Origin of the sequence: Flavobacterium suncheonense GH29-5 = DSM 17707, assembly GCF_000430025.1 — a bacterium.
In the GTDB taxonomy this organism is placed as follows: domain Bacteria; phylum Bacteroidota; class Bacteroidia; order Flavobacteriales; family Flavobacteriaceae; genus Flavobacterium; species Flavobacterium suncheonense.
On the sequence record NZ_AUCZ01000029.1, the window covers coordinates 1 to 3,628 of the forward strand.

The 3,628-nt window shown below is 30.3% G+C and carries 3 protein-coding genes and 1 pseudogene; all 4 read left to right on the forward strand.

Annotated elements, in window-relative coordinates; translation table 11 throughout:
- Window positions 1-123 (forward strand): annotated as a pseudogene (locus G498_RS15625) (magnesium chelatase domain-containing protein); the annotation flags it as partial.
- 117 nt (window positions 124-240) lie between these two features.
- Window positions 241-1,836, forward strand: a complete 1,596-nt coding sequence (locus G498_RS0109755; protein WP_026980992.1) for a hypothetical protein — start codon at window positions 241-243, stop codon at window positions 1,834-1,836.
- A gap of 13 nt (window positions 1,837-1,849) precedes the next feature.
- A complete protein-coding gene (locus G498_RS0109760; RefSeq protein ID WP_026980993.1) occupies window positions 1,850-2,446 on the forward strand; it encodes a DUF6705 family protein in 597 nt (198 codons plus the stop codon).
- Window positions 2,447-2,672: 226 nt separating this feature from the next.
- Complete coding sequence (locus tag G498_RS0109765) at window positions 2,673-3,242, forward strand: DUF6705 family protein (RefSeq protein ID WP_026980994.1); 570 nt, start codon at window positions 2,673-2,675, stop codon at window positions 3,240-3,242.
- The last annotated feature ends 386 nt before the right edge of the window (window positions 3,243-3,628 follow it).

Consider the following 3,628-nt stretch of genomic DNA (forward strand, 5'->3'; position numbering starts at 1 on the left):
GAATTGTCGCTCGACGGAAGTTTACAGCCCATAAAAGGAGCCTTACCCATTGCTATTAAAGCCAAAGAAGAAGGATTTAAAGGTTTCATTTTGCCACAACAGAATGCAAAAGAGGCTGCAATTTTTTAGTCATAGGAATAAAATAATAACAAAAAGTAAAAAAATGGTTAAAAATAATATTATAAAACAATAATTAAATTCTTACTTTTTATTCATTGTAACCTAAATACTATAAAAATTATGAAAAACAAATTAAGGAAAATGCTTTTAGCTTTTTCTTTTGGCCTACTTTTTGCATCGACTTCATGTGAATTACAAGAAGATGTAATTGAAAAACATAATTATGAACACAAAGTTATGTTGACTTCTAAAAGTTTCAGTGAGTTGTCATCAGATTCAAATTTTATGAAGTCGTACGGTAAAATTCCAACAAAGAAAGTTCTTTTAAACTCTATTTCTAAAAGCAATAGTGTGACAAGAACTAAAATTGAAGAAGATTATGAGTTTACAATTTTTGATGCACCAATTAAAGTTTATGAATCAGATACATTAATTACTTATAATTTGCTTATCAAGAGCGATACAGTTGAAGAAGGTAATTATTTTGAGAACTTAATTATAAATAATTATACGGCTAAAAATGTTACAGATATTTATAAAATAAAGTACTTTTATGATGAAGGTGTTGATTTAGTTGAAGAATATTTAATTAAGGATCCTATAAAAATAATTTTAACCCCAATTTATTTTAATAATCACCCATTTGATGATAATGATAGAATGTCAATGATTTGTATTAGATATTTGGGATATCAATGTTGCTATGATCCTAATGGTAATCTTGGAGGATGTCACTGGCCTATAGCTGGAGAATGTGATATGGATGCTGTTCAGAATTTTGCTTGGGTAACAGTTGATGTAGTTTGTAATACAGATTCGGGTAGTGGAGGTTATGATTACAGTGGTGTTGGTGGTGGGCCAAAGGATCCACATCAAGGAGGGAGCAACGGTAATGGAAACCACTATCCAGTATATTCAAATCCAACACCACCTTGTGATCCCAGAGTAGATTGCCCTGTGCTTGAGGATGCTTCTTTGGGGCATACTCCCTGTGATGAGTTAAATAAATTAACAAAAAATCCAACTTATCCAACAAACCCATATATGGATAGTCAAGACGTTCGTATTAGGACAGCAGTGATAAATATGAGCAACAATGTTAATCCAAGTGGTGAAGGAGGATATGGTTTTTACAACCAAGGAAATTACTCATTATATGGCCCTTATGCCAACTATACACCTTCAACAGCAAATAACCACGTAAACTTCCCTCCAAGAGGCTATCAATTTGGTACGATACATACTCATCCAAATGATGGAATACATATTCCCATGTTTTCACATGATGATATTTATTCATTATACAAAATTCGTGAGAATTATGCTTTAAATGCTTTTAACACAAGTGGCGATAACCTATTTGTATGTGTTATGACAGTGAAAATAGGTGATGATTATTTTACCTATGCCATTAAAATTGAGGATTTTACTAAGTTGCAAACATTGCAAGCTATACATAATAGTGAAGACAAAAATGATTGGAAAAAATATGGAGAAACACTGGAAAAGCAATACGTGAAAAGAGCCAATGGAGCTAACGGTACTAAAACACAATATGAGCGTACTTTTTTACAGTTTCTTAAAGAGCAAGATTTGGGTGTAACACTATATGAAATGGAACAATTTAACGTGGGAACACCTAATGTTCAAGAAAAATGGAAAAAACTGGAACTAGCAGCAGACAATACTAACATAGACGAAATACCGTGTAATTAAAAACAAAATAATTATGAAAAATATAGTAGCAGTTATTACAATTTTATTAACATTAAGTTGTAAAGCACAGATTGTTCCTTTAGATACTGATGAATGGGAAGTGCCTTCCGGATCTTATTTTAAAGATATCCAAAACGAAATGGATAAATTTGTTGGAACTTGGGCATATACCACCCAAAATGAAACATTAACATTAACCATTCAAAAACGACAAATGGTTTATACGGGTAAACATTACGAAGATTTACTTATTGGTGAATATCATTATGTGAAAAACGGAGTGGAAATTATTAATACTTTACCATTATTAAATGATAATATGATTATTGGACATAATCATAATATTTCAGGTAACTTTTTTATTCCCATTAACCTATTTGTAAACTGTAATAATTGCAGTCCTTCGGAGAAAAGAATTAAATTACATTTTAGCGACCCTCAACGGGATTATTTATCTGTTTCTATTATATTACGGTATTTGTTAAACGAGAGTAACCCTAATAAAATGACAGCAACCGTTTTTGCCAATGATGGAGTAATGTTGCCTTATGACGGTGCACCAACATCTCCACGGGTGCCGTATGGAGAGTATTTGATGGTAAAGCAATAGGATAGTATAAATCGCCTTTTAGTAATCATAAAAGGCGATTTATATTTTAGTTACATCGTACGAAAAGACATTTTTACAATTTTTTAAAAACCAAGATTTAGGAGTTTCACTTTATGAAATAGAACAATTGAACGTGGGAATACCTAATGTTCAAGAAAAATAGAAAAAACTGGAACTAGCAGTAGACAATACTAACATAGACGAAATACCGTGTAATTAAAAAATTATGAAAAACATATTTAACATAACCGTACTTTTATTGTTCTTTAGCTGTAAAGCACAAACCATTGTAGATATTAGCACTTATAACCAAGGAGATAATTCCAATAAATACTTTAAAGACATAAACAATAATTACCAAAATTTTATAGGAACATGGGAAAATACAAATGATAATATTACTTTTAGATTAATTCTTTGGAAAGAAACAATGGTTCAAAATTTTGCAGATAATAATACATTTATGGATGAGTTAAAAGGAAGATTCTTAATAATTCAAAACGCGGGGTTACCTAATGAGGTAATTTTACATAATTCTGTAAAATATTATTCGCAAAATGGTTATACTACTAATAGTGTCATCACTGCTTTTAGTAGTGATGGTGTTTCTCTTGGAGGAACAATTGATGATAATTGCTCTAATGGAGGAGTTGGTATACTTTCTGGTTGGTTAAAAATGCAAATTGTAAACTCTGGAAGCACACCATTAATTGCAAATTGGTCTGTTAAAGCCTCAAGACTGCTAAATGGAGAATCTTTTACTGTTCCAACTAATGTTGTCTTGACAAAACAATAAAATCTAAAAACGAATATGTTAAAAAATAAAGGGTTTGAATTTAAAAAATTCAAACCCTTTATTTTTAATAGTGTATTAAGATTTGATTATTGATTGGCACTAGTTTTTAACTTATTCTATAGTAGATAAATTAAGCAATTATAAAATAGTTTAATGTGTGTGGAAAATTATGAAACATAATTTTTAAATTCATAAGTAGTCAAACATATAAATTATGTAGCTGTTCATATTATGACGAATGCTTTTTCATTCCGTTCCATAGTTTTCTTTAAAAATCATTATAGCAGTATGTTTTTTATAAGAAAAGTATTATTTTTGATAAAAATTACACGCCATGTTAACAAAAGTATTTGGAAGCGCCGTTTTCGGGGTAGACGCCACAACCA